General features: G+C 40.3%; 12 protein-coding genes. 3 read left to right on the forward strand and 9 right to left on the reverse strand.

Annotated features, from left to right (window positions below):
* Positions 1-5: 5 nt before the first annotated feature.
* A complete protein-coding gene (locus tag FUT79_RS06715; RefSeq protein WP_024753495.1) occupies positions 6-233 on the reverse strand; it encodes a NifU family protein in 228 nt (75 codons plus the stop codon).
* A 357-nt stretch (positions 234-590) separates the two neighbouring features.
* Here FUT79_RS06715 and FUT79_RS06720 point away from each other — a divergent pair, with 357 nt between their 5' ends.
* From FUT79_RS06720 to FUT79_RS06730, 3 genes are all read left to right on the forward strand, one after another.
* Positions 591-9,593: an Ig-like domain repeat protein gene (locus FUT79_RS06720; RefSeq protein ID WP_148889428.1), complete on the forward strand. Its 9,003-nt coding sequence runs from the start codon at positions 591-593 to the stop codon at positions 9,591-9,593.
* Between the two features lie 720 nt (positions 9,594-10,313).
* Positions 10,314-12,287, forward strand: coding sequence for a S9 family peptidase (locus tag FUT79_RS06725; RefSeq protein WP_024753498.1), 1,974 nt, complete (start codon positions 10,314-10,316; stop codon positions 12,285-12,287).
* A 518-nt stretch (positions 12,288-12,805) separates the two neighbouring features.
* Positions 12,806-14,965: a methyl-accepting chemotaxis protein gene (locus FUT79_RS06730; RefSeq protein WP_148884031.1), complete on the forward strand. Its 2,160-nt coding sequence runs from the start codon at positions 12,806-12,808 to the stop codon at positions 14,963-14,965.
* A 95-nt stretch (positions 14,966-15,060) separates the two neighbouring features.
* On the opposite strand, the gene FUT79_RS06735 is transcribed toward FUT79_RS06730, so the two are convergent.
* The 8 genes from FUT79_RS06735 to FUT79_RS06770 all read right to left on the reverse strand — a co-directional run bounded on the left by FUT79_RS06735 (position 15,061) and on the right by FUT79_RS06770 (position 22,919).
* Positions 15,061-16,596, reverse strand: coding sequence for a sensor histidine kinase (locus tag FUT79_RS06735; protein ID WP_024753500.1), 1,536 nt, complete (start codon positions 16,594-16,596; stop codon positions 15,061-15,063).
* Positions 16,597-16,620: 24 nt separating this feature from the next.
* Positions 16,621-17,319, reverse strand: a complete 699-nt coding sequence (locus FUT79_RS06740; protein ID WP_148889430.1) for a response regulator transcription factor — start codon at positions 17,317-17,319, stop codon at positions 16,621-16,623.
* 10 nt (positions 17,320-17,329) lie between these two features.
* The gene (phoU, locus tag FUT79_RS06745; RefSeq protein ID WP_024753502.1) at positions 17,330-17,983 is read right to left on the reverse strand and encodes a phosphate signaling complex protein PhoU; all 654 of its coding nucleotides are present in this window, start codon (positions 17,981-17,983) and stop codon (positions 17,330-17,332) included.
* A gap of 95 nt (positions 17,984-18,078) precedes the next feature.
* On the reverse strand, positions 18,079-18,843 hold the full coding sequence (pstB, locus tag FUT79_RS06750) for a phosphate ABC transporter ATP-binding protein PstB (protein ID WP_044634357.1): 765 nt from the start codon (positions 18,841-18,843) through the stop codon (positions 18,079-18,081).
* 19 nt (positions 18,844-18,862) lie between these two features.
* On the reverse strand, positions 18,863-20,335 hold the full coding sequence (gene pstA, locus FUT79_RS06755; protein WP_024753504.1) for a phosphate ABC transporter permease PstA: 1,473 nt from the start codon (positions 20,333-20,335) through the stop codon (positions 18,863-18,865).
* Positions 20,336-20,344: 9 nt separating this feature from the next.
* A complete protein-coding gene (pstC, locus tag FUT79_RS06760; protein ID WP_148879706.1) occupies positions 20,345-21,214 on the reverse strand; it encodes a phosphate ABC transporter permease subunit PstC in 870 nt (289 codons plus the stop codon).
* Between the two features lie 12 nt (positions 21,215-21,226).
* Positions 21,227-22,066, reverse strand: a complete 840-nt coding sequence (locus FUT79_RS06765; RefSeq protein ID WP_024753506.1) for a phosphate ABC transporter substrate-binding protein — start codon at positions 22,064-22,066, stop codon at positions 21,227-21,229.
* Positions 22,067-22,331: 265 nt separating this feature from the next.
* Positions 22,332-22,919: a hypothetical protein gene (locus tag FUT79_RS06770; protein ID WP_024753507.1), complete on the reverse strand. Its 588-nt coding sequence runs from the start codon at positions 22,917-22,919 to the stop codon at positions 22,332-22,334.
* Positions 22,920-23,219: the final 300 nt, after the last annotated feature.

Consider the following 23,219-nt stretch of genomic DNA (forward strand, 5'->3'; position numbering starts at 1 on the left):
AAGAATTAGGCGGGAACAACTTCCGTAAGTTCAGGAAAAATTTCCTTAAGATACGCTTCTATACCCATTTTTAATGTCATAATCGACATTGGGCATGAGCCGCATGCACCGGTCAGTTTTACTTTAACCCTGCCGTCATCTTCGATAGATATAAGTTCAATATCTCCGCCGTCTGCACGAAGTTTAGGTCTAATCATATCTAAAGCTTTTTCCATATCTTCCATGTGTATCATGATATAACTCCTTACGTATTAGAAAATTTTAAAAGTGAAAATTTTACTATTGATTTATTTAAGTTTATAGACATTTGTATTGATTGTCAAGAGAAGCAAGCTGCCTGTATATAAAAATGAGAAAAGAGTTTTTTTAATGTCCAAAACATTAAAATAAAAATGTCTAAAACTTTTATTGTATGTAATTTTACGTAAAGTTTATAAAAAAACAAAGAATCGGATTTTTTAAAATATGCCTCTTGCGTCTTTATTATCTTCATGTTATAATTCAATTGGAATAGAGTTTATAAACATATTCCTATTAGTTTTTTTAGTTTTTTATTTTATACGCCGAAAATATATGCAAAGGGGTCTGCTATGAAATCCCACTTAAAACTTAAATGGAAACTTTTATTATTAATCACTTTATTATCACCGGTGTTTTTTACCTGTAAGGGGAATGTCGGTCTTGGTTCTACCATAGACATAACCCCGCCGACGGTTCGCATTGATTCTCCGGAAGCGGCGGGAGCCCCTGCGCGCGGTTCTTTTGTAATTAAAGGAAAAGCCGAGGATGATACGCAAATAAAAAGCGTACACGTTATGTTACTTGATAGCAACGGTGGCCTTAAATCCTCGGGGCATGCAGAACTGAGCGATAAATCCGGTGCATCCCGCTCAACGGCGAAGGATGTGCGGGAGTGGTGGATACTTTTTGAAAACAAAATGGAGGGCGGAAAACATGTGTTGCCCGACGGAGAATATACAATAAAAGTTGATGTTGTGGACGAAAGCGGGAAAACGGCAACAACGACCACAAAGTTTACGATAGACAATACGCCTCCTGTGTTGGTACTGCATCGTCCGAGCACGGTAATGAGTTCGGAGACACCTGACCGGTACGGCAAAGACCTGTGGTTGGAAGGCATGTCAGCCGATGATTCGGGGGTTTCAAAAATAGTTATGCGCGCGTATGCAGACAAAGAGGGTACAACCTTGTTGGCGGAAAAGACCCTGGAAAATGTTCCGCCGACGGTAGAAATTAAAGTAGGCTCACGTAACGGCAGTAACAATGGCAATAAAAAGGATGATTTTTATAACACGATTTATAACAAACGTGGAAAAAATCCGGTGTACTGCACGATAGAAATATTTGATAATGCAAAGCAGTATACAAAAGAAGGAGCAAGTGGCGAAGGGAACAGCACCACAAGCTATTACTTATATGCACCGTTGTATGATGAAGTATTCTCGTTAGTAAACACAAACGATATATATAGGGCATTTGCGGGGTTCAATATTGCTGAGGATAAGGGGCTTGATAAAGGCAAGATTATTTCCCTGCTTTCAAAAGACAACGCCGCCGTCAGCGAAGCGTTCAAAGCGAATGGAAAAGAAAAAGGCTCTTTTACACTTGATCCGGATGCGAGTCCTGAATATGAACTGCTCGGATTTCAGGCGGTTGCAGAAGACGCGGGTGTTGATTCGTATAATACAATAGGAAAGGGCAGCACGATAACCGTGCAACTTTCAGCGGGACTTGATAAGGCTCCGCTTGATAAGAACAGTTTTGTCTTTTGCTACATGACAAAAGAGACGTATGAAAAGTACAGAAAAGATCCGGCGCTACAGAGTTTTGGTCAGACTCCTGAATCATTATTTAAAGACAATTCTAAAAAAGAGATACGAGACGGGATAATACAACTTGATGCAAAACTGACCCCGCAAGGCACCTCCTATATAGCGACCTATACCTTTAAAGACAAGGAGTTAAAAGTTAATCACCCGTATGTATTTATAGCGGCAGGGCGTGAGAAAAAGGGGAGAAATAAGCTTGGGAATCAGCTAAGAATGAAAACCGAGACTGCCGGTGATTTTATCTACGGATTTAAGGTTGCAGGTTTGGTAGACATCGAACCGCCGCGCATTCTGCCGGAATATCCGCAAGAAGGAGTTCTCTTTGATCCTGCAAAAAAAATTAGCGCCATTATTTTTGATGCATCCGGAATACAAGAAGCAAGAGTTCATTATCGATATAAGAATGAGGAAGAAAAAGAAGTCCTTCTTTCACCTGAAAGCGGAAAAGCAAATATGTATACCGCGGCACTGCCTGCTGCTGACCTAAAAGAGGGTCAGTATGAAGTATGGTTTACAGCAATAGATAAAGCGGAACCCCCGAATACAAATACAGGAGCAAACAGCAAAATAACGGTAACGTATGATAAAGAGGATCCGGACATTAAAAACGTACAAGTGAATGGAACAGCTATAAGTAATGGTGGCAAACTCAATGTTAAGTCGAATGATATACACATAACCGGAGAAGTTATAGAATCGCATGGACTTGAGTATTTGAAAATAAAAGGCGACGGGGTACCCTTTTCTTCTAGTGGTGACACCTACAGCTTTGACCGAACACTGTTACTTGAAGATGAAAACCATACTATCAAAATTGAAGCAAGAGACAAGGCGGGGAAGGTTAGCAGTATAGAATTTACTCTTTGTGTGGATACGACAGCGCCTACGTTACACAATATAAAGCTTGCACATCAAGAAAATGCCGCTTCCGGCGGATCTCTTACAACAGATTCAAGTGTTGTGCCTATTGTGGGTATAGCGGACGATGGGGCGAACGGCAGCGGCATAGCAGAGGTACAGTGTCAGGTTGAAGGCGGCGATTGGAAGCTGTTGGCGGGAAGAGTTGATAACGGCAAATATGCTTTTACCGATTCTGTGGTCATAGCCACCGGTGAACAAAAAACTATCACGCTGCAGGCAATAGACAGGGTAGGAAACAAAAGCGACAAATGGCAATATACCGTTAGCGTAGCTTCCAACATACCTATCATAACAGTAGAAGTACTGGCACCTACTCCGAGTGAGAATCTTATTTCGAAAGATAATGGTACGTTATGTTATTTAAAAGGCATAACCGATATTAGACTATACGCAGAATTACCGAACGCAAACGGTGGTGAAAAGCTGGTTGTAGAAGTAGTAAGACTTAACGAGAATGGACAGTCTAAAGTTGCATTAGAGGATTTTTTTGCTGATCCCAACGCTGTTAAAGCACTTACCATCAAGCCGGATTCTTCGGGAAAGGATGCTTCAAAATTTACGATAAAGGATGGGGTGGCTGACGGTGAATACCAGATAACCGCAAAACAAAATAAGCACTCAAAGACGGTTAAACTTATTATAGACAACACGCCTCCCAAGGTTGAGTCAAGAGTGCCGTTTTATGATTCGGCTTCGTCCACCGAAGTTTATAAATTTACTTCTCTGCAAAATTTCTACGGTACCATTACCGATGGCAGCAGTGGCTCGGGCGTTAAAAGCATAACCGCTAAGATTGACGGGGCTAATCACGAACTCATACGTACAGGCGGCGCATGGAAATCAAAAGAAGCTCCTTCTCTTAACGAAGGAATGCATACGTTGGTACTTAACTATGAGGATAATCTGGGAAATAAAGGCAGCTCGAGTGAAATTTCGTTTGTATATGATGATGCCGACCCGGTGCTTTCCGAAATAACGGTAAACAGCGAGACGAGCGCACAGGTATTGGTTGGTGTTGATACAACCGGAAAAATCTTAAAAAACATTGAAATTAAAGGAAATGTGCAAGATAACGTTGACATGAAGTTTGTGCGCGTTTCCATAGGAAAACCAGATGGTACGTATAAGAAAGACTTTCCTGTTATTTCTATACCCGGAAGCACCGAAACGTCCTGGACTCAAACTATTACCAAAGATGATTTGAAAAACAGCAGCGTCTATGTAGGCGGGCCATATATCATTACGATAACAGCGGAAGATGCTGCGGGCAGAAGAACAATACAAACACGATCGGTCGAAATCGATTCGGAGAAGCCAAAAGTTACGGTTGAATATCCTCAGGTAATCAATAAAACAATTACCATCAAGGGTACGTCATCGGACAATGTGGCATTGCAGTTTGTTAAGATTGTCAAGAAAGATGGTAGTGAACTTATCGGCGTGAGCGAAAGCAGCGGCGATGACCCGAATAAAGCGGAATTTAGCGGTACAAAAGCCTACAACTGGAGCTTCAAACTGGATACAACCAAGTATACCGATAACCAAGATCTTACACTAAAAGCCATTGCTAAAGATAAGGCAGGGCTTGACGTAGAAAAAGAATTTACGCTTAAGATAAATCAGGATAGCGACAGACCGCGCATTGTGATAACCAATGCCAATAAGGATCCTGACAAAGCCGATACGTACACGCTCACAAACGGGCGTACCCTTTACGGATCTATCCAAGATGATGACGGTGTGGTAAAAGAGCTCAAGATTTCAAAAGATGGCGGAAGGACATATGAATCGGTAACGAATATAGGCGGCGGCTGGCAGTATGCATTTGATAAGGATGGCACCTATACGATTACTTTCAAAGCAACCGATAGTATCGGCACCGTATTCCCCTCACCATCGGGAACACCGCCGGCTGAAAAAGCCCCCTATGTGTACTATGAACAGGAAGCGCCCACCAATGGTATAAACACCTTTAACTTGGTTGTGGATAACACCGAGCCTGAGTGTAAAAGCATTCAGTTTACACGGAAGGACGATTATTCCGGCTTGGAAGCTCTTAAACAAAACGCAAAGTTTAAGGCGGAAAAAATCTATGTACAAATAAAGGCCTTTGACGCAAACGGAATTAAGGCAGTAAAACTTGCGATGAAGGACAAAACCGTACAGGCAACAAAGAAGTCTGCATCCGGTACCGAGGAAATCTGGCAGGCGGCCTTTGATTTCTCGGCAGCTGGGCTTGAAGGCACCAACGCCTTGAACATAACGCTCATCGATAATGCCGGTAAAAAAGCTGAACGTTCAACGTCACTTATTATCGATCATACTCCGCCTACCGCGAGCATAGACTACCCGAAAGAAGATTCCCCTCAGTCGGGAAAGATAACTATTTCCGGTATGGTAAAAGATGTGAAGGATAGTAACGGGGAAGAACATATGGGCAGCGGCGTAAATCCGCAAGGCACTAAGTGGCTTATTGTGCCCACAGCTAACGATGTGCCGACAGCAACCACTACCGGCTGGCACGATATGAAAACATCCACCGTTGCAAACTGGAACTTTGAATATAATTTTACAACAGCAATAGGCACTACTGAAGCCGAATGTGAAAATTACGGAACAAAAACCGGTGATTATTATACGATACCGGTGTATGTCCTGACGGAAGATACGGTAGGAAATAAAGCAGTAACCACATTTAGTGTTCTGTATAACCCTGACGGTACAAAACCGATAGTCCATGTCCTTTCTCCCACTAAGGACGCAATAGTAGGTGGAACAATACAAATATTCGGTTCAAGTACTGTTGCCGTAGGCACGCCGGATCATATCGGCGAAGTACATATCCAGTTTTCAAAAACAGGTAATTTTAACAATACAGACTGTATCTTTAATGGAAAGGATTGGTGGAACAATGAGGAAGGTGTGCTTGTCCCCGATACAGACAGTCCAACGGGCGGCGGTGCTTCATGGCGCATGACCGTTAACGAAGACGGCAAGCTTAATCCTCCTACCGGTGATAAATGGCCCTTGTGGTTTAGACTGCGTGCAAAGAATAAAATAGCTGGAACAATAGGAGCATGGTCAGAGCCGATAGAAATCGCTGTGGATAAGTCCGCTCCGACAATAGGCAGCCCTACTGAGATACAGCTTGAAAGTATGGCGGGCGGTAACAACAAAGTCTATGTGCCCAATATGTGGATCAGCAAAGATCTTAAGCTTACCGGTTCCCTTCATGATGAATCCGGTATAAAAGAGCTTATGATAACAGGCGATCTTGAAGGCGGAATACCAATCGGCCTCGCCGAAGCACTCAACACGGGTTGGATTTGTGAAGATACTCATAACAAGCCTACGGGAGCCGGCGTCACCGCTAAAAACTATCTATTAAACTTGCCGCTTGACCTTGATAAGCTAACGCAGGATGCGAAAAATAATAAGGCTTTCAAGGTTAAGATACGGATTGTTGAAGATACAAATAAAAACCTTTCCGCAGATAGGGAATTTACTTTTAGGTACGACATTGAAAATCCGGTAGGCGATTTTGGTACGCTTTTGTATACCTCGAATGCAGAGTTCGGTGTGAACTCCATCACCGACTCAAACCTTGTTGAAAATCTTGGCGGCAGCCATACGGGTAAAAAGATGCTGGTAGGCAATACGGTTGTAACCCCAACCGGTATAAACGGTCATACCGTAAGCTTTATCCCCGCCATTACCGCAGGCAGGCATAATTACATAGTGTTTGCTCCTGATACCATTGTTAAAGATAACACATGGACAATCAGAGGCGTTGCAAATGACGATGGCTCCGGTATAAACGAGGTTGTCGCATGGCTGAATGTAAGCAATACTGCTACACAAAAGATAACCTGTAAAGCGGGCGATCCGACGAATAAGATTTTGCGCCAGCTCGGCGGTCAATGTACGTGGGAAGCACAACTCACACTTCCTGCTGATTTCCCTGACGGTAAGGGTACCGTGCATTACGAAATAAAAGATGCAAGCGGTAACACCACAGGTGAGAAAACGGCGGAAATTCTGGTACGCAGAAAGCCGATACAGGTAAGCAAGATAACCCTTAAAACAAAATACGGTACTGACGGGGTAACGTATGACGGGGCACCGAAAATGAAACAGGATTCAGAGTTAAATGCTACCGGCACCGTTGAAACCAAGGACTTTGCCTTCAAGAGCATAACAGACTCAAAAATCAAGGTTGAATTTAGCGGCGGCGAAGGAACAGTGCAGTATCGGCTCAAATATGGTGGCACTGTGTTGGCAGGACATGATCTTAGGCAGATTGGAAATACCGGAACTATTACTTTGTCAAAAGCTAACCTTGAGAAAATAAAAAATTCTGTTGGTGAAGTGCCGAAAGAACTTGTGCTTGAGCTTTGGGATGCGGCAAAAGGTTATACGCAAGGAACGGATTCCTGTAATGCAATTGTTACGATTAAAACCCTGTTTAATGCGCTTGATGATAAGTCTCCGGTGGTTGTTATACACGACTTCCATTGGAACAGCGAAGACGATAACTCATTGTTTGAGAACAGCAAGGAAAAGGGACACGTGGAAATAGTAGACACTCCTTCCGTATCCGGAAAGGTGAGCATTCGCGGTATTGCCTACGATAATATTAATATTACTACGCTTACCGCTACGTTGCCGAACGGTACGGTAACCGCAACACAGGGTACTGACGGTACTTGGTCATCGGATAAAAAAATGAATAATGACGGCTGTAAGTTCGTTATAGAAAAACACGATGTTGACTTCCGCGGGTATTATCTGAAATGGCGTCTTGACTGGGATACCGAAAAAACGACCGTTGGAAACGGAAAAGAAATAACCGTAATTGCAAACGACGGAACTAACGAGTCAGCGTCTTCGAATGCCGCTATTACAGGAGAAATTAAAGAGATTACACGTACCGACAAGCGCTACGCAACGCATGACAGTTTTGTAAACGCAAAGCCCAATCAGTTTATTGCCTTCAAAGACGGGGAAAAACTATATGCTACCCATATCAGAAGTGTAAACGGCAATACTATTGAACTGAATGAGGATGTTCCAAAAGAGCTCACAACAGCACTGCTGTATTCGTATACGGCAAACAAAACTAAAATAATGGTCAACGTTGTGCCGTATATAACAAAACTTGGAACCTTCCTTTCCGATGCAGCAGGGACAGAATTTGCCCGCTCCGCACTGGGGTATTACTCGGTATATACAGGCGAAATGATAAAGCTTTACGGATTTAACTTAACGAAAAAACCCGTAGTTACGTTTGCAGGGAATTCTTTGACAGTCGGGAATAAGGTTACTAACGATGGTGAGCCATATTATCCCATTACGGTACCGAATGCTGCACAAAGCGGCCAGTTGACGGTAACGGTTGGCGGCATTGAGGCAACGAATAATCTCAATAAGAACCCTGCGTTTAAAGAAGAACCGAAAAAGGGGATAGAAATAACCAAGTATGCATATAATTCCTGTGCAAATGCGGCTAATAAAAAACTGAACGATGACTTACAGCTCTACGTATGGAAAGTAGATGCGTTCCATTCTTCGATTGCAAAGGATATTACCAGTCCACGGCTTAAAATAGCTGCCGACGGCAGATGGTACATGAGCTACGGCGAAGGAATTCCGAGCATGGTGGTAAATAAAAACGGAACAAAAACATCAATCGACTACAGCTATAATAAATTTCATAATACGGCGGTTGCCTATGACGAAGCCGGAAACATTTATGCACTTGCTACCAACACCGACCGAATAAGTGATACTTCTGCAAAGTTCTCATTTTATTCGCGAGAAGTTTCTAAAAAGGATGGCAACACTAGCTATACCTCAAACTGGACAGGAAAATCGCGTTTGGAGCCGGTGTATAATACGGTTAATGGTACCGGAATATACAACATCAACAGGGTAAAGCGCCCTAAAATGGTAGCTGCTGGGAACACTAATGAGGCAAAGATATACATGGCATACTTTGATTCAAACCATTCCGATAATCCGGTCAAATTCCGCTATGGTACCGTTATGAGTGATAATACGTTTACAGGCGGCCTTAAAGATGGCGGGAATAATAGTACTGCTTCCGATTGCCATATTATTGCAAATAAAAATACCGAGTATAAAGGCGGCGACTATGCAGCGGTCGGTGTAACAAAGAGGGGTGTTGCGGTTGTTGCCTGGTACGATGCTGCCGCACGGCGGTTGGTTTATTCATGGAACAGTAATCCGGAAACGCCGCAGACAAGCACAACAACAACCGATAACACATGGCAAAAAAATGCACAGGTTATTGATAATCAATATGCAGGCTGGTATGTTGACCTTGTTGTTGATGAAAATGACGGTATCCATATTGCCTACTATAATAATGCGAAAGGCGATCTAAAATACGCCTATCTTTCTCAATACAATAAGGCCGCGAAAGTAGTAACCGTTGATTCGTACCTTTCGGTTGGTACCCAAATAACGATTAACACCAGAAAAGAGGGCGACAATATTGTACCATATATCTCGTACTATGCGCCGGCGTTTACTCAAACAGCATCTTCGGTGAAGGTTGCATGGCGTACCGATTTTACCAACTTAAAACCCGGTGCCGGTAAAGATGATAAAGACATAGGTACAGATGATTCGTTTACCGGCAAATGGGAGGTAATGACTGTTTCTATGGCTGGTCATATCCCGAACGATGATATTATTGCAAATGGTGTACCGACCGGCACTATCAACGGATGGAATGGCGCTATTGTGCTTGGATTTATGACCGATGACGGTTATAAGAAGGCTGTGCTGACAAAATAAGCTTTCGGGCTTGGTTAACACGGTAATCTAAGGCATTCCCCGCGCGGGGAATGCCTTTTTTTTCAAAGAAAATTTGTTTTATACCGGTTTTAAGCCTATTACGCCTGGCATAAATCCGAACCTGTTTTTACTTGGTATTTTTATTCAGAAAAGGCTATGCCGGCAGCAAATAAAACTGCCAGCATCGGAGTTTGCTCACGCCCTTACCTATGCCCATTAGTATGGTACGTCTTCCCACCGTTGCGCCGTGTTGAATTCTTTTTATATAAAATAAATTTGATTAAGATAAAGGTTCTTTGCAAAGCTTTAAAACTCGCAGGTTCGGTTTTGACAAGAACGTCAAAACTCAGAACCGCCACGGATGGCGGTGGTTCCACGCAGAAATGATGTTTTAAAGCAAGACTGTTTGCAAAGCTTTAAAACTCGTGGTTTAGTTTTTGACAAGGACGTCAAAAACTAAACCGTTGTGTCGGACTCTTTTTTAATAAAAACGATGGTATGAGAGTTTGGGATATAAGAGAAGTAAATATTTTTCTTGCTTTTTCAGTACAAACTCCGTGATACCTTTTTGAGTTAAAAATCACGCGTAGTCTTTCTGTTGATGACAATACCGTCATCAGCAGGGGACTGCCATCCTTGCACTATGGTTTGCATTTTCCCCTCCTTGTTAAACAAAACGGATATTGTTATACTCCATTGACAAATTTTTTTGGAGGAGTTATGAAATCGATCAAACTTGATGAGTTTAAAAAGTATGTTTTTTTAAGCGGTTTGCAAATATCCGATGACGGAAACTTTGCCGCCTATGTTGCGGCGCATATGGATATGGAAGAGAACGGATATAAAAAAGCTTTGTATCTGCTTGATTTGCAAACAAAAAAAACAAAACAGCTTACCGGCGAAGATGTTGAATCGTTTTTCGGTTTTGACGGCGAGCGTCTTTTATTTTCCGCACGAAGAAGCACGCATGAAAAAGATGAAAGCGAAAAAACTTTTGTGTATGCTTTGCCGCTTTGCGGAGGAGAGGCGCTGCCTGCATACTGCTTTCCGTATCCGGTTCTAAAATTAAAAATGGTTGACAAAAAAACAGCCCTTGTTTTGCATTCGTGGAAGAGCGATCCCTTTGCCACGTTATCGAAAGAAAAAGCGGAGGCGGCAAAAAAGGAAGAAAAAGACTATGAAGTTTTTGAAGAGATTCCTTTTTGGAAAAATGGCGGCGGTTTTACATCTCGGAAACGGGACAGGCTGTATGTATACAATCTTTCAACGATGAAAAGCGTTGCCTTAACCGATGAGTTTACGCAAGTAAACAGTTTTGACTTTGATAAAAAATCAGGAGACATTCTTTTTACTAAAGTAACGTATACAGATAAAATGCCGATTTATGATGAGCTTATGCTGATGAATATCAAAACAAAAAAAGCGAAGCGCTTACATGCAGCAGTTGATTTTATGTACAGCGATGCTCGGTTTTTAAATGATGCAATAATTTACACCGGCGCTGACGGAAAAAAATACGGCATTAATCAGGATGCTGATATCTATTGTATGTCAAAAACAGGGAACGATTCAAAAAGAATTTCGCCTGCAAATTATGATAAGAGTCTTTGGAATTCGGTCGGCTCTGATTGCAGATTGGGTAGCGGAATAAATACTTTTTGTGAAAACGGTATGTATTATTTTATTACAACCGAAGATGATTCTTCGTATCTGAATGTAATTGATTCAGACGGCGGCATTAGAAAACTGACAAACAAAAAAGGTTCGGTAGATTGTTTTGCAATTAAAAATGATACAATCCTTTTTATCGGATTGCGTGAACAGGAATTGCAGGAAGTATATCTTTTAAACAAAGACGGGATGGAAGAATGCCTTACGAACCATAATGCGTACGCGCAAAAATTAACAAAAATAAAACCTGAAGAATTTACGTTTGAAAATGACGGAGTGCAATTACACGGCTTTGTATTAAAACCGATTGATTATAAAAGCGGAAAAAAATATCCCGGTATTCTTGCAATTCACGGTGGACCGAAAACAGTTTACGGCTCTGTTTTTTATCACGAGATGCAGTTTTTAGCGCAGCAAGGATATTTTGTATTTTATACCAACCCGCGCGGTTCCGACGGAATGGGAAGAGCCTTTGCCGATATTCGCGGGAAATACGGTACGGTTGATTATGATGACCTAATGAAAATGTGTGATGAGACCCTAAAGCGCTACAAGAGTATTGACAAAACAAGACTCGGCGTAATGGGCGGCTCTTACGGCGGATTTATGACAAACTGGATAATCGGGCACACCGATCGTTTTGCAGCAGCCTGTTCACAGCGATCAATTTCCAACTGGGTTTCAAAATTCGGCATAACGGATATCGGCTATTATTTTAATTCCGATCAACAAGGCGGCGCAACTCCGTGGAAAAATCAGGAAAAACTTTGGGAACACAGTCCGCTCAAATATGCCGACAAGTGTAAAACACCCACGCTCTTTATCCAAGGCGATGAGGATTATCGCTGTTTTGAAGCATGCGCTTTTCAAATGTTTACCGGTTTAAAATATCACGGCTGCGAAGCAAAGCTTGTCCTGTTTCATGGCGAAAACCACGAACTTTCACGAAGCGGCAAACCTAAACACAGAGTTCGCCGTCTTACCGAAATTTTTAACTGGTTTGAAAAGTATCTGAAAAAATAAGATAGTTTTAAAACTCCCTGTTATAAAAAAAAGCTTGGGGCGAACCTTGGAATTGCTGCCTTCGGTTCGCCTACGAGTTTTACCTGTTTACGTTAGAGTATCAGGCAAAACACGTTTGGAATTTCGCAACGGTGAGTAAACTTACCATAGGAATGTTTAAATCCGATTTTAACGTCCGTGACAATTTCGCATGGGGAATACCGAATACAGACGCCATGATTAAAAACTACATGCACAAGTTAAGTCGATATGCCTCAATAATGTTGGGCGCAAACGGAGTAAATTATTCTAATAACATAAGAACTATTATCAAATTTTGCATAAATATTTGATTTTTCTTCTGTGCAATTTTATCTAAAATAAAAAAAATAGTATATTTCTTCCGCATGTACAATTATTATAATAAAAATTATCGATAATTAAATTTTTATGTAGACAGAGTTTTATTTTTTGTATAAAATATAGAAAGTGTTTTTTTTTCAAAAAAAACATATTAAATTTTTAAGGAGGATAAAATTATGTTTAATGAAAAAAAGCAATTCGGATTGCAATTAAAACTAATTATTAGTTTTATAGCACTTGCAGTTTTCTCTCTGTTATTTTTTGCGGTAATCGTCTATTCAAAAAATTTGGGATTTTTTAAAGAACAGTTACAATATTCCGCAAATGTGTATTTAAAAAACATTGATAAGCTTTTAACAAAATATTTTTCAGGAATTGAATATACGATAAATACTTTCACCTCCTTAGATACTATCCGCTCTCATTCTGCTGATATTACTTCATACAAGGATTTAAAAACCGCTGCGGGAATTTCAAAGATGCAGCCCAAAAAGGGAAGTTATGAAGATTCGGTATTTAGAATCTGTGAACAATTCAAAATAACAAATCCGTTTTTTATCGGGGTTGCTTTTGCAACGGAACATAATGGCGGTTTTATACAGTATCCGCCGGTTGACAGAAAAGACGGGTACGATTCCAGAACCAGAAGCTGGTATAAAATGGGAAAAACAAATATTGGAAAAGTTTCATCGCTTGACGCGTATCAAACCTCTGCAGGCAAAAAAGTTATCACAATCGTAAAGAGCGTACAAAATAGCAGTGGACAATTTAAAGGAGTTGCAACCTTTGACATTGATTTAAATGATTTGTCTCTTCTATTTAAAAACGAAGGGGAAGAAGATATCAAAATTATTTTGGCAGATAAAAAAGGAACCGTAGTAATTAACAATATTGATTCCGAAGCAATATTTAAATCAGTATCTGAACTTGGAATTGATGAGTTAAAAAACTATACTTATACTGATGCGATCAGTTTTGATAAAGTAATAAACGGCATATCCTATTCTGTCATTACTAAACCGATACATGCGGGACTTGTTGACATGGGGAGTATTATCTTAATTCCTAAAACTAATTTTATAGCAAATATTAAAAACTTGCAAAGAGTCTTTTTATTTGCACTTGGGGTATCGTTTGTAATTACAGCAGTAATTTCCAGTTTTACCAGCAAGCATATAACAAAACCGCTGCGCGAGGTTGCCGAGCTTTTAAAAAATATTTCCGAAGGAGAGGGTAACTTAACTGTTTCGCTCAATATGCGCGGCAGTGATGAGATTGCCGTGCTTGCACAATCCTTTGATAAGACAATGGCAAAGATTAGAGCGGTAATTACTTCTGTTTCAGATGAATGTAAGAATTTACGTTCGGTTGGAGAAAACCTTTCTGCCAATGTAATTGAAACAGCAAATGCTGTTGAACAGATAAGCTCAAATATCAATGAGGTTAAAAATAAAACGGAAGGGCAAACCGACAGCGCGGCGAACACATCCTTATCGGTAACTGAAATTATTAAAACTATGCAAGAGCTGGATAACAGTATTGAAAATCAATCATCCGGTGTAAGCGAATCTTTTTCGGCAATAGAAGAGATGATTGCAAATATTCGTTCAATAGGAACCATCCTTGAAGAAAATAATATTGTCATCGAGGAACTTTACAAAAATGTAACAACAGGAACTGAAGATGCCGGCAAAGCAAATACGATTGCTCTTCAAATTGCGGAAAAGTCTGATGCGCTTATGCAGGCGAATGCGGTAATTCAGAATATCTCTGCCCAAACAAACCTTCTTGCAATGAATGCGGCAATTGAAGCGGCGCATGCCGGCGCTGCGGGAAAAGGCTTTGCCGTTGTTGCAAGTGAAATACGAAAACTTGCCGAGGATGCGAATACGCAGGGAAAGCAGATCGGTGCATTATTAAAAGAATCTACCGAGATTATTGGCGATCTTACCGGTGCGGTAAAGACAGCGGAATTAATATTTACGCAAGTGTATAATCTTACGGGTAAAATTTTAGATCGTGAATCTGCAGTCCTTAGTGCAATGCATGAGCAAGAAGTTGGAAGCCGCGAAGTGCTTAGTGCTATTAGGGACATCAATAAGGTAACAGCCGATGTAAAGTTATATGTTAAAAAGGTGTTAAGCGAGGGTGATCAAATATCAAATGAAATGCACAAGTTAAATGATTTGACTCAGGTTATCGCAAGCAGCATACATGAGATGGCTGCCGGCACCGGTCAAATAACCGAATCAGTAAATGATGTAAGAACAATTACTCAGAGCAATCAAAACTGTATTCAAATTCTTACCGCTGAAGTAAACAAGTTTAAAATTTAACGATTGCGTTTTTCTGTAATCCTTTTAAAAGCGGTCTTTGTATTTACATATACGGAGGCTGCTTTTTATTATGTTACGTACGATTAAAAAAGATTTTACTCAAATGAGTTAAACTCATTTTCATCGGTGCATAAGGAAATGTCCAAATGAAAACAGGTGTTTCCGTTTTCACTTATACAGCTGCATCGACCGCCGTGTATTAAAGCAATGTGTTTTACAATTGCAAGCCCGAGTCCTGTGCCGCCTAACTCCCGACTGCGTGCCTTATCCGCTCGGTAAAAGCGTTCAAATATCCGCGGTAAATCTTTTTCCGAAATGGTTGAGCCGGAATTCTGAACGGTAAAGCGCACTGCTTTTTTTTTGCTTTCGGTTTTAATGCTGACAACGGCGCCGGCAGGTGAATACTTTATGGCATTATCAACTAAATTTGAAAGGGCCATTTCAATAAGTCCGGTGGAAGCAAATGCGTATAAACCCTCTTGCGTATTTGTTTGAATTATAATTTCTTTTTTAGCTGCCTGTAGTTTAAATTTATCGGCAATGCTCTGTACTAAAAAAGCGGTATCGGTTGGAATAAAATCTTCCCGTACCGAAGCACTTGCATTTTCAATTTTTGCCAGCATTAATAAATCGGTGATAATACTTTCCATTCTGTCGGCATTTTTATTGATAATCTCGAGCATGTTCCGCATTTCTTTGATATCGGTGTTTTGCTTTTCTGCTGGTTCTTTTTTAGAATCCGGCAGCGCTGCCTCTTTTGATTCTTTATTACTCACAGGTGGTGCAGGCAATTTAAAATATCTATCGTCTAAAAGATTTTCTGAAAATCCTTTGATAAGGGTTATCGGTGTGCGCAGTTCGTGTGAAACGTTTGCAACAAAATCACGGCGCATTGCTTCAAGTTTAATTAAACTGGTAAGCGTTTCTCCCATTTTTTCCGCCATTTGATTCATCGTAATGCTGAGCATATTAAAATCCGGTTCAAAGAATTCCGGAATTCTTTCATCAAAATTTCCTTGCGCCCATTTTTTTGCAGTATGAATAAGCGAGTAAATCGGCTTTGAAACTTTTGATGCAATATATTTTGAAAAGAGGATTGAAAAACAAACTAAGACAATACCTATACTTGCAAGCAATACAACCAAATAGCGTACTTGTTTTTTTATTTCAGGTATCGGTAAAGATAATCGTAAAACAGTTTTCGGCGACCTTCCGTCATTGATGGGGATTGCAAGATATGCCGCATACTCTTTTAGCGTATTTGAGTATCTGATTTCTCTGCCGATGGTTCCGTGCAAGGCGGTAATAACTTCGGGACGATTTGCGTGATTTTCTCTTTCGGAATTGTATTGCTCCGACTCCAGTAAAACATGCCCTTCGGAGTCTATCTGTGTAAGCCGTAAAATCTTTTGGGCTGCAATGGATTCGGTAATCTTTTTTGCGGTTAGCGAATCATTTTCCGCAAATACTTTTTCAAACGAGCGGGCTGTTTGTTCAAGTGAAAAAAAAGTGGCATCAATGCGCAGCTTATGGATTACTGCGAATGAAGCCGCCGCATAGACGGCAAGCATTGCGGTAAGTGAGGTAAGTATAATAATGCGTATCTTGGCTGAAAAGTATAACTTCTTCATTGTTTCTTCTATTTAAAAATAGTTTTATCGCTCCTCTGAATCGGCATATCGATACCCGACACCTCGAACGGTTTCTATTTTTTGATTTTTAGATCCGAGCTTTTTTCGTATTGACAATATTTGCACATCAATAGACCTATCCGTTATGGGGCTGTCTTCTCCGTGTATGCTTGCAATAATTTGAGCGCGAGTAAAAACACGTCCGGGAGACGATGCAAGATATTTTAAAATAGAAAACTCGGTAATGGTTAAATCAATTATGCTGTCATCAAGCCAAACCTCATGCCGTAATAAATTAAAACTGAGGTTGTCAACGGTGAAAGAATCGGGTTCTGTTTTTTTTGTATTAGTTGCCGTCCTTCGAAGCACCGCAAGGATTCGTGCGGTTAAAACGCGCAGGCTGAAAGGTTTTGAAACATAATCTTCGGCGCCTAATTCCAATCCTTTCACAATATCGGTTTCATCTCCGCGCGCACTGACAATAATGACCGGAATGTTTTTATACTCTGCGCTGTTTTTTATTCGTTTTAAAAATCCGTATCCGTCCATTACGGGAAGCATTAAGTCTAAAAGCACAAGGTGAATACTTTCTTTTCTTAAAATTGTAAATCCGTCTTCTGCGGTTCCCGCAGCATGAGTTTGATATCCGTCTTTTGATAATGAATATGCTAAAAGTTCCCGTATATCCGGATCATCTTCTATGATCAATATCCTTTCGTTCATTTGTCCGTCTTTAGTTTAAGTCAACATAAATTCCCTCACAGATATATACGATTGCTTCACAAATATCAACAATATGATCACACAAACGTTCTACGGAATTTGATGTGGAAAGAAGTCTGCTGTACATATCCGATCGTGCAGAGTCGGTGGTCATGAGCAGTATAATGTTTTTTAAAAAAAGTTTATAGCGCCTGTCAATCTCATCATCTCTTTTTGCAATTTTGTAAGCTGCTTCAACATCATCTTTTAAAAACGCATTTAAAGCGTCTTTAAGCATTTGAATGCCGTCAAGGATAATAGCTTCCAGTTCAACCAAGGAATGCGGACAGTTGTTTTCCGCAAGTCTTTTTGCTTCTTTTGCAATATGAACAGTGTAATCACCGATGCGCTCTAAACTTGTGCATATTTTAAATATGGAAACAAGCTCCCGTAGATTTTGTGCAACAGGTTGCCGTGTTGCCATAAACTTTATGGTAGTATCATTTATTTCAATTTGCAGTTTGTCTATTTCATCGTCTTTTGCAATAACAGAGTCTGCCAGCTTTGTGTCCAATGTTTGAAAAGCCTGCAATGCGTTTTCAAGGTTTTCAATTACCGTTATGCCCATTCGCTCTATCTCGTGTAAAATTGCCGTATATTCCTGTTTATAAATATTTGCCGTCATATCTTCTCCCGTATTTTTACTGTATTTTTTAAAGCAGCATTTTACATAAACAAACCTGAGTTCGGTTGCTTATATTTTGATGCCTGTAAATTATCTTATCCGAATTGTCCCGAAATATATTTTTCGGTTTTTTTATTTTTCGGTTGTATAAAAAGTTCTTTTGTCGGACTGTATTCTATCAATTCTCCAAGCAGAAAAAATCCGGTCATATCCGATGCCCGTCCCGCCTGTGCCATGTTATGCGTAACGATAACAATAGTCAATCGTTTTTTTAATTCCTGAATTAGCTCTTCAATTTTTGCAGTTGAAAGCGGATCAAGGGCGCTGGTAGGCTCATCCATTAAAATAACATCGGGATTAACCGCCAGTACGCGCGCAATGCAAAGCCGCTGCTGCTGTCCGCCGGAAAGCGCGGTTGCCGGACTTTTTAAGCGATCTTTCACCTCATCAAAAAGAGCTGCTTTTTTCAAGCTTTCTTCAACTAATACATCAAGGTCTTTTTTCTTTTTAATGCCGTGTATTCTCGGGCCGTATGCAATATTATCGTATATGCTCATCGGAAAAGGATTCGGTTTTTGAAATACCATCCCGACATTTTTTCTTAAGGTAATTGTTTCTATATTTCCCGAATAAATATCTTCTCCGTTGTAAAAGATATTCCCTTCGATTTTAACCCCGTCAACAAGATCGTTCATTCGGTTTAATGTCCGCAAAAAACTTGACTTGCCACAACCCGATGGCCCGATAAGTGCCGTAATGGTATTCGGTTTTATTTCGATTGTGATATTTTTTAAGGCATGGGTGTCCCCATACCAAAGATTTAAATTCTGCGAATAAATTTTACTAGTTTGTATGTTCATAGTATCCACTCCTAAAAACTTATCCATAAACGGCCGGTCTCATTTTAGCAATAAGTTTTTTTGAAACAAAGTTAAAAATTAAAATAAACAGTATCAACACCGTTGCCGAGGCAAATGATTTATTAATGTCTATTCCTTCGGCAAATAATAAGTAAATATGCGTTGAAAGACTTCGTGCCGATGAAAATAAACTTGTTACCAGTTTATAATCCGAGCCCATGGTAAAAAGCAGGGCGGCTGTTTCGCCCATTGCGCGTCCCATTCCTAAAACCATACCGGTGATAATTCCGGGAACCGCTGCGGGTAAAATAATAAATCGTATTGTTTCGATTCTTGTTGCCCCCAGTCCAACAGAGGATTCAATTAAACTATGCGGTACCGCAAGAATAGCTTCTTCCGAAGTTCTGATAATGGTCGGCAGTATCATCAAGCTTAAGGTCAACGCTCCCGATAAGAGTCCGAAGCCTAAACCTAAAAAATTGACAAATAAAACCGAACCGAACAAACCGAAAATGATTGAAGGGATTCCCGCAAGGGTTTCTATTCCAAATCGGATAACTGAAATCAACTTTTTTTTGCGGGCAAACTGTGTTAAATAAACAGCTGCTCCGACTCCAAGCGGTAAAGAAATAAAAAGCGTTAACGCTAATACAAAAAATGTATTTACAATAATACCTGAAATACCGCCGCTTTTTCCGGATGAGCGGGTAGGTTGTATAAGGTACTCAAAAGTTAAATTTAATCCGCTTTTTATCTGTGTAAAATAAATAAGCGTTTTTCCGTTTTTGATTGCTTTTACTGTTTGCATAACTTCAAAGCGGGAATCGCTTAGCAAATCTTTTTCTTTTTCAACTTCATACTCGGTTACAAGAGATTGGTTTTTCGAGTACCCGGAATCTTTTACAGTAAGCGAGTATCGGCGTAAATTAAGCGTTTTAATTTTTTCGCTGAGTTCCGGAAAGCGGATGCGAAAATCATCAAAGCTTTGTTTTCTGATAACGGATACGGCGCCGACGGTATCGGCAGTACGTTTAAAGGCTGCCTCTTCATTTTCCGCAATCTGTGTAAGCACGCCGATTGCCTCATCATTCTTCTGATCAAAAAGAAACAGGTATAGTTTTTGCAAATCGGTTTTATCCAAAAGAGGCAGGACAGGAATCACGTCATGAATAGATCCGTCAAGCTTTTCCCAGTCAATATAAAAGTCTTCGTATAATCCGTTTAACTGTTCCCAATTCAATTCGTTTATGCGCTGCGCTTTATTTACGATAATTACAAAACCGTCTGGAGCGGCTTCGCTTTTGCGTAAATATTTTGAGCGTTCAATATCGGAATACCGAAAACCTTTTAACAAAATAAAAAAGAGGATCAAGCCTAAAATAAAAATAGTTAAATAGGCAAAAAAATGAATAGCCCCAAAGGCAAGTTTTTCATGCTGCAAATTTCGTTGTGCTATTTTTTTCTCATCGGGGATTCTTTCAGGTATGCTCATAGGGTTTCCTTATTTCATTTCCATCGATTTTTTTAAAATAATTTGGACGGTTAAATTTAACAGTACAATAAAAATAAAGAGCACAATGCCAGTGGTGAAAAGAGAAGTTAAATGATCGCCGGTTGCGTAACTCATATCGGTGATAATATTCATTGTAAGCGTGCGCACCATTCCGTTTAACTGTGTGGGCATAATCGGCGCATTTCCGCCTACCATTAAAACCGCCATAGTTTCGCCCATCGCTCGTCCCATCGCCAGCACTACTCCCGCAATAATGCCTTTATTCGCAGCAGGCATTAAAACGGATTTTAGTGTTTGCCATCGTGTTGCTCCGAGCGCAAGGGAATTTTCTTTCAGCAAAGGATTTACCGAGCGCAAAGATATTTCCGTTACATTGATAATAGTGGGCAAAATCATAATAGCCAAAACAGCGGATGCGCTTGCAATATTGAATCCCGATCCTCCGAATAAAAATCTGCTCACCCTTGTAATAAGCGCGATTCCGAAAAGTCCGTAAACAACCGAAGGCACTCCGGCTAAAAGCTCTACGGCGGAGCGGACAATGCGGCCGTTTTTTTCTCCGCTCAGTTCTGCAAGGTAGGCGCCTGCTGCAAGCCCAATCGGCACGGCAATCAAAAGCGATAAGCCTGTTACATAAAAAGAGCCGATAATAAACGAGAGTATTCCGTACGATGGATTTTCCGCAGTCGGTTCCCACGTGCTTGAAAACAAAAAGTCGGCGACCCGAACCGTTTTAAACAGCGGCAGTCCTCGGTAAAATAAAAATAAACTGATAAACAAAACTGCCGCTATCGATAGTAAGGCGGAGGCAAATAATGCCCCCCTTACTATTTTTTCAAAAATAGTTTTTCTATTCATTGAGTTTTCAGCTTATTTTGCAAGCGGAATATAGCCGGTAGACTTAACCACCGCCTGTCCCTTCGGTGAAAGCACATAGTCAATAAACTTTTGCTCAAAAGAATCCGCCTTTGTGTCGGGCTTTTTAATTAAGTACAGATATCGGGAAAGAGGATATTTTTTTGCAATGACATTTTTTACGGTGGGCTCAACTCCGTCAATCGAAAGTTCTTTTCCGCCCGCCTTTTGCAGTTCTTCCGCATAAGACATTCCTGCATAGCCGATAGCGCCGGGTGTTGCAAGTACTTTTGCGACAACCTCACCGTTTTCTTTTGCAACAATAGCCTCTTTTAAATATGCCGGAGCTTTACCGAAAAATGGCTGACAAACCAATTCCCAAAAAGCCGCATAGGTTCCCGAAGACTCATCGCGGTTTACAACAAGGATAGGGAGGTCTTCTCCGCCAACCTCTTTCCAGTTTTTTATATCGCCGTGATAAATCTTTGCAAGGTTTTCCAAGCTGATGTTTGTAACGCCTGAACCTTTTGCATTTACTACAACCGATAAGCCGTCAATGGCTATCGGAACGCTGATCATGCCCTTCAATTTTTCTGCGGAAAACTCGGAAGAAGAACCCGCCAAACTGATTTCTCCGCTTATTAAAGACTTTAAGCCGGCACTTGAACCGATTGCCTCATAGGAAACGGTAATATTCGGCTGTTCTTTTTGCACAACTTCGATGAGCTTGTACATGATCGGTGAAACAGTGGTAGATCCGCCGAAGGTGTAAACCTTCTTTTCCTGCCCGCCGAACCCGAAACAAACCGACACGGCAATAAAGCTGAAAGCCAAAAGAGCTAAAATTTTTTTCATACAAACCTCCATTCGTTGTATTATTTCTGGATGAAATGTACAAAACAAATATTAGGGCTCTATAAATAAAATGTTAAAATTCGGTTAATTTTTAAGATTGCTTTGCAGCGGGTGATAGGTTTTATTTGCGGTAATACTATTGAAGAAAAAGGAAAGGGGTTGCCGTGAGAAAATCGGATGCACGGTAATCCCCTTTGAGTTAACAAAAAATAATCTTCGATATCCTAAATTTTATATATTAAAAAGTCAAGATTATTATGTTTTGTTAGTATGGTTCTACAACGTTTCCGTATGCATCAAGATAGTATATTGGAATTGTACATATACTGTTCTTATGATCTCTTTTTTCCGTACGGATAGTTTGTTCTACCGGACTATAGTAATAGGCTTTGTCCAGCATTTCTCCGTCGGACAACCAGAATTTTTTATCGGTAAACTCTGCCATTTTATTTGCTTCATCTCTTGAAGGAAGCCAGCCCCCCTTGGATTCAGCGTATTTTGCTGCAGTATTCATGTTTGTGTAGACGTGAGAAGAGAACTCCGATAGCAGGTATAAAGTATTTTCTTTTCCCATACCCATATTAGTTGACATTTTGCTTGCACTTAACACTTTGCTTCTATCGTTTGTCCACGGCATAGGGTCAGACGCTCTTCCCATAGCTAAGAATTTCCATGAATCACCGCTCTTGTTTTCCCAAACAATGGTTTTTCCTTTTACCGTGTCTCCAACATGCAACTCTTTGCTGGGAACAGGTTTGTCATTATCGGGAGCAGACGAGGTAAACAAAAAACAACTTTGTACACTCAACATCACCAAGGTCAGTAAAGGTAAAAAAAACAATTTCTTTTTCATATTCATCTCCAGTTTTACGAAATTAAAATATTTAGGATACTAATCTAAATTTGAATATATACCATGCATTTCTGAAAAACAATTTATTTCCGTGATTTATGCAATAAAACTCTTAAAAAGAACCGTTTTTTCAAAATTAACAAAAAAGTAGTTACAGCTTCTAAAAACTAATAATTTTTTTAGAAAACTTGTTTTTTCGCCAAAAGCGTAGTACGCTGTTTTTATATTTTCTAACCTTGAGGAGGGAACATGAAAAAAAATATTTTAATTCTATTTTTTTGCCGCATTTTTAACACTTTC

It is taken from the genome of Treponema phagedenis (assembly GCF_008153345.1).
In the GTDB taxonomy this organism is placed as follows: domain Bacteria; phylum Spirochaetota; class Spirochaetia; order Treponematales; family Treponemataceae; genus Treponema; species Treponema phagedenis.

Coding starts and splice junctions, on each gene's coding strand:
- pstA (WP_024753504.1), bottom strand. CDS start 20,335: ATGAGCATACCTGAAAGAATCCCCGATGAGAAAAAAATAGCACAACGA.
- FUT79_RS06730 (WP_148884031.1), top strand. CDS start 12,806: ATGTTTAATGAAAAAAAGCAATTCGGATTGCAATTAAAACTAATTATT.
- FUT79_RS06725 (WP_024753498.1), top strand. CDS start 10,314: ATGAAATCGATCAAACTTGATGAGTTTAAAAAGTATGTTTTTTTAAGC.
- pstB (WP_044634357.1), bottom strand. CDS start 18,843: ATGAACATACAAACTAGTAAAATTTATTCGCAGAATTTAAATCTTTGG.
- FUT79_RS06740 (WP_148889430.1), bottom strand. CDS start 17,319: ATGAACGAAAGGATATTGATCATAGAAGATGATCCGGATATACGGGAA.
- phoU (WP_024753502.1), bottom strand. CDS start 17,983: ATGACGGCAAATATTTATAAACAGGAATATACGGCAATTTTACACGAG.
- FUT79_RS06765 (WP_024753506.1), bottom strand. CDS start 22,066: ATGAAAAAAATTTTAGCTCTTTTGGCTTTCAGCTTTATTGCCGTGTCG.
- pstC (WP_148879706.1), bottom strand. CDS start 21,214: ATGAATAGAAAAACTATTTTTGAAAAAATAGTAAGGGGGGCATTATTT.
- FUT79_RS06715 (WP_024753495.1), bottom strand. CDS start 233: ATGATACACATGGAAGATATGGAAAAAGCTTTAGATATGATTAGACCT.
- FUT79_RS06735 (WP_024753500.1), bottom strand. CDS start 16,596: ATGAAGAAGTTATACTTTTCAGCCAAGATACGCATTATTATACTTACC.
- FUT79_RS06720 (WP_148889428.1), top strand. CDS start 591: ATGAAATCCCACTTAAAACTTAAATGGAAACTTTTATTATTAATCACT.
- FUT79_RS06770 (WP_024753507.1), bottom strand. CDS start 22,919: ATGAAAAAGAAATTGTTTTTTTTACCTTTACTGACCTTGGTGATGTTG.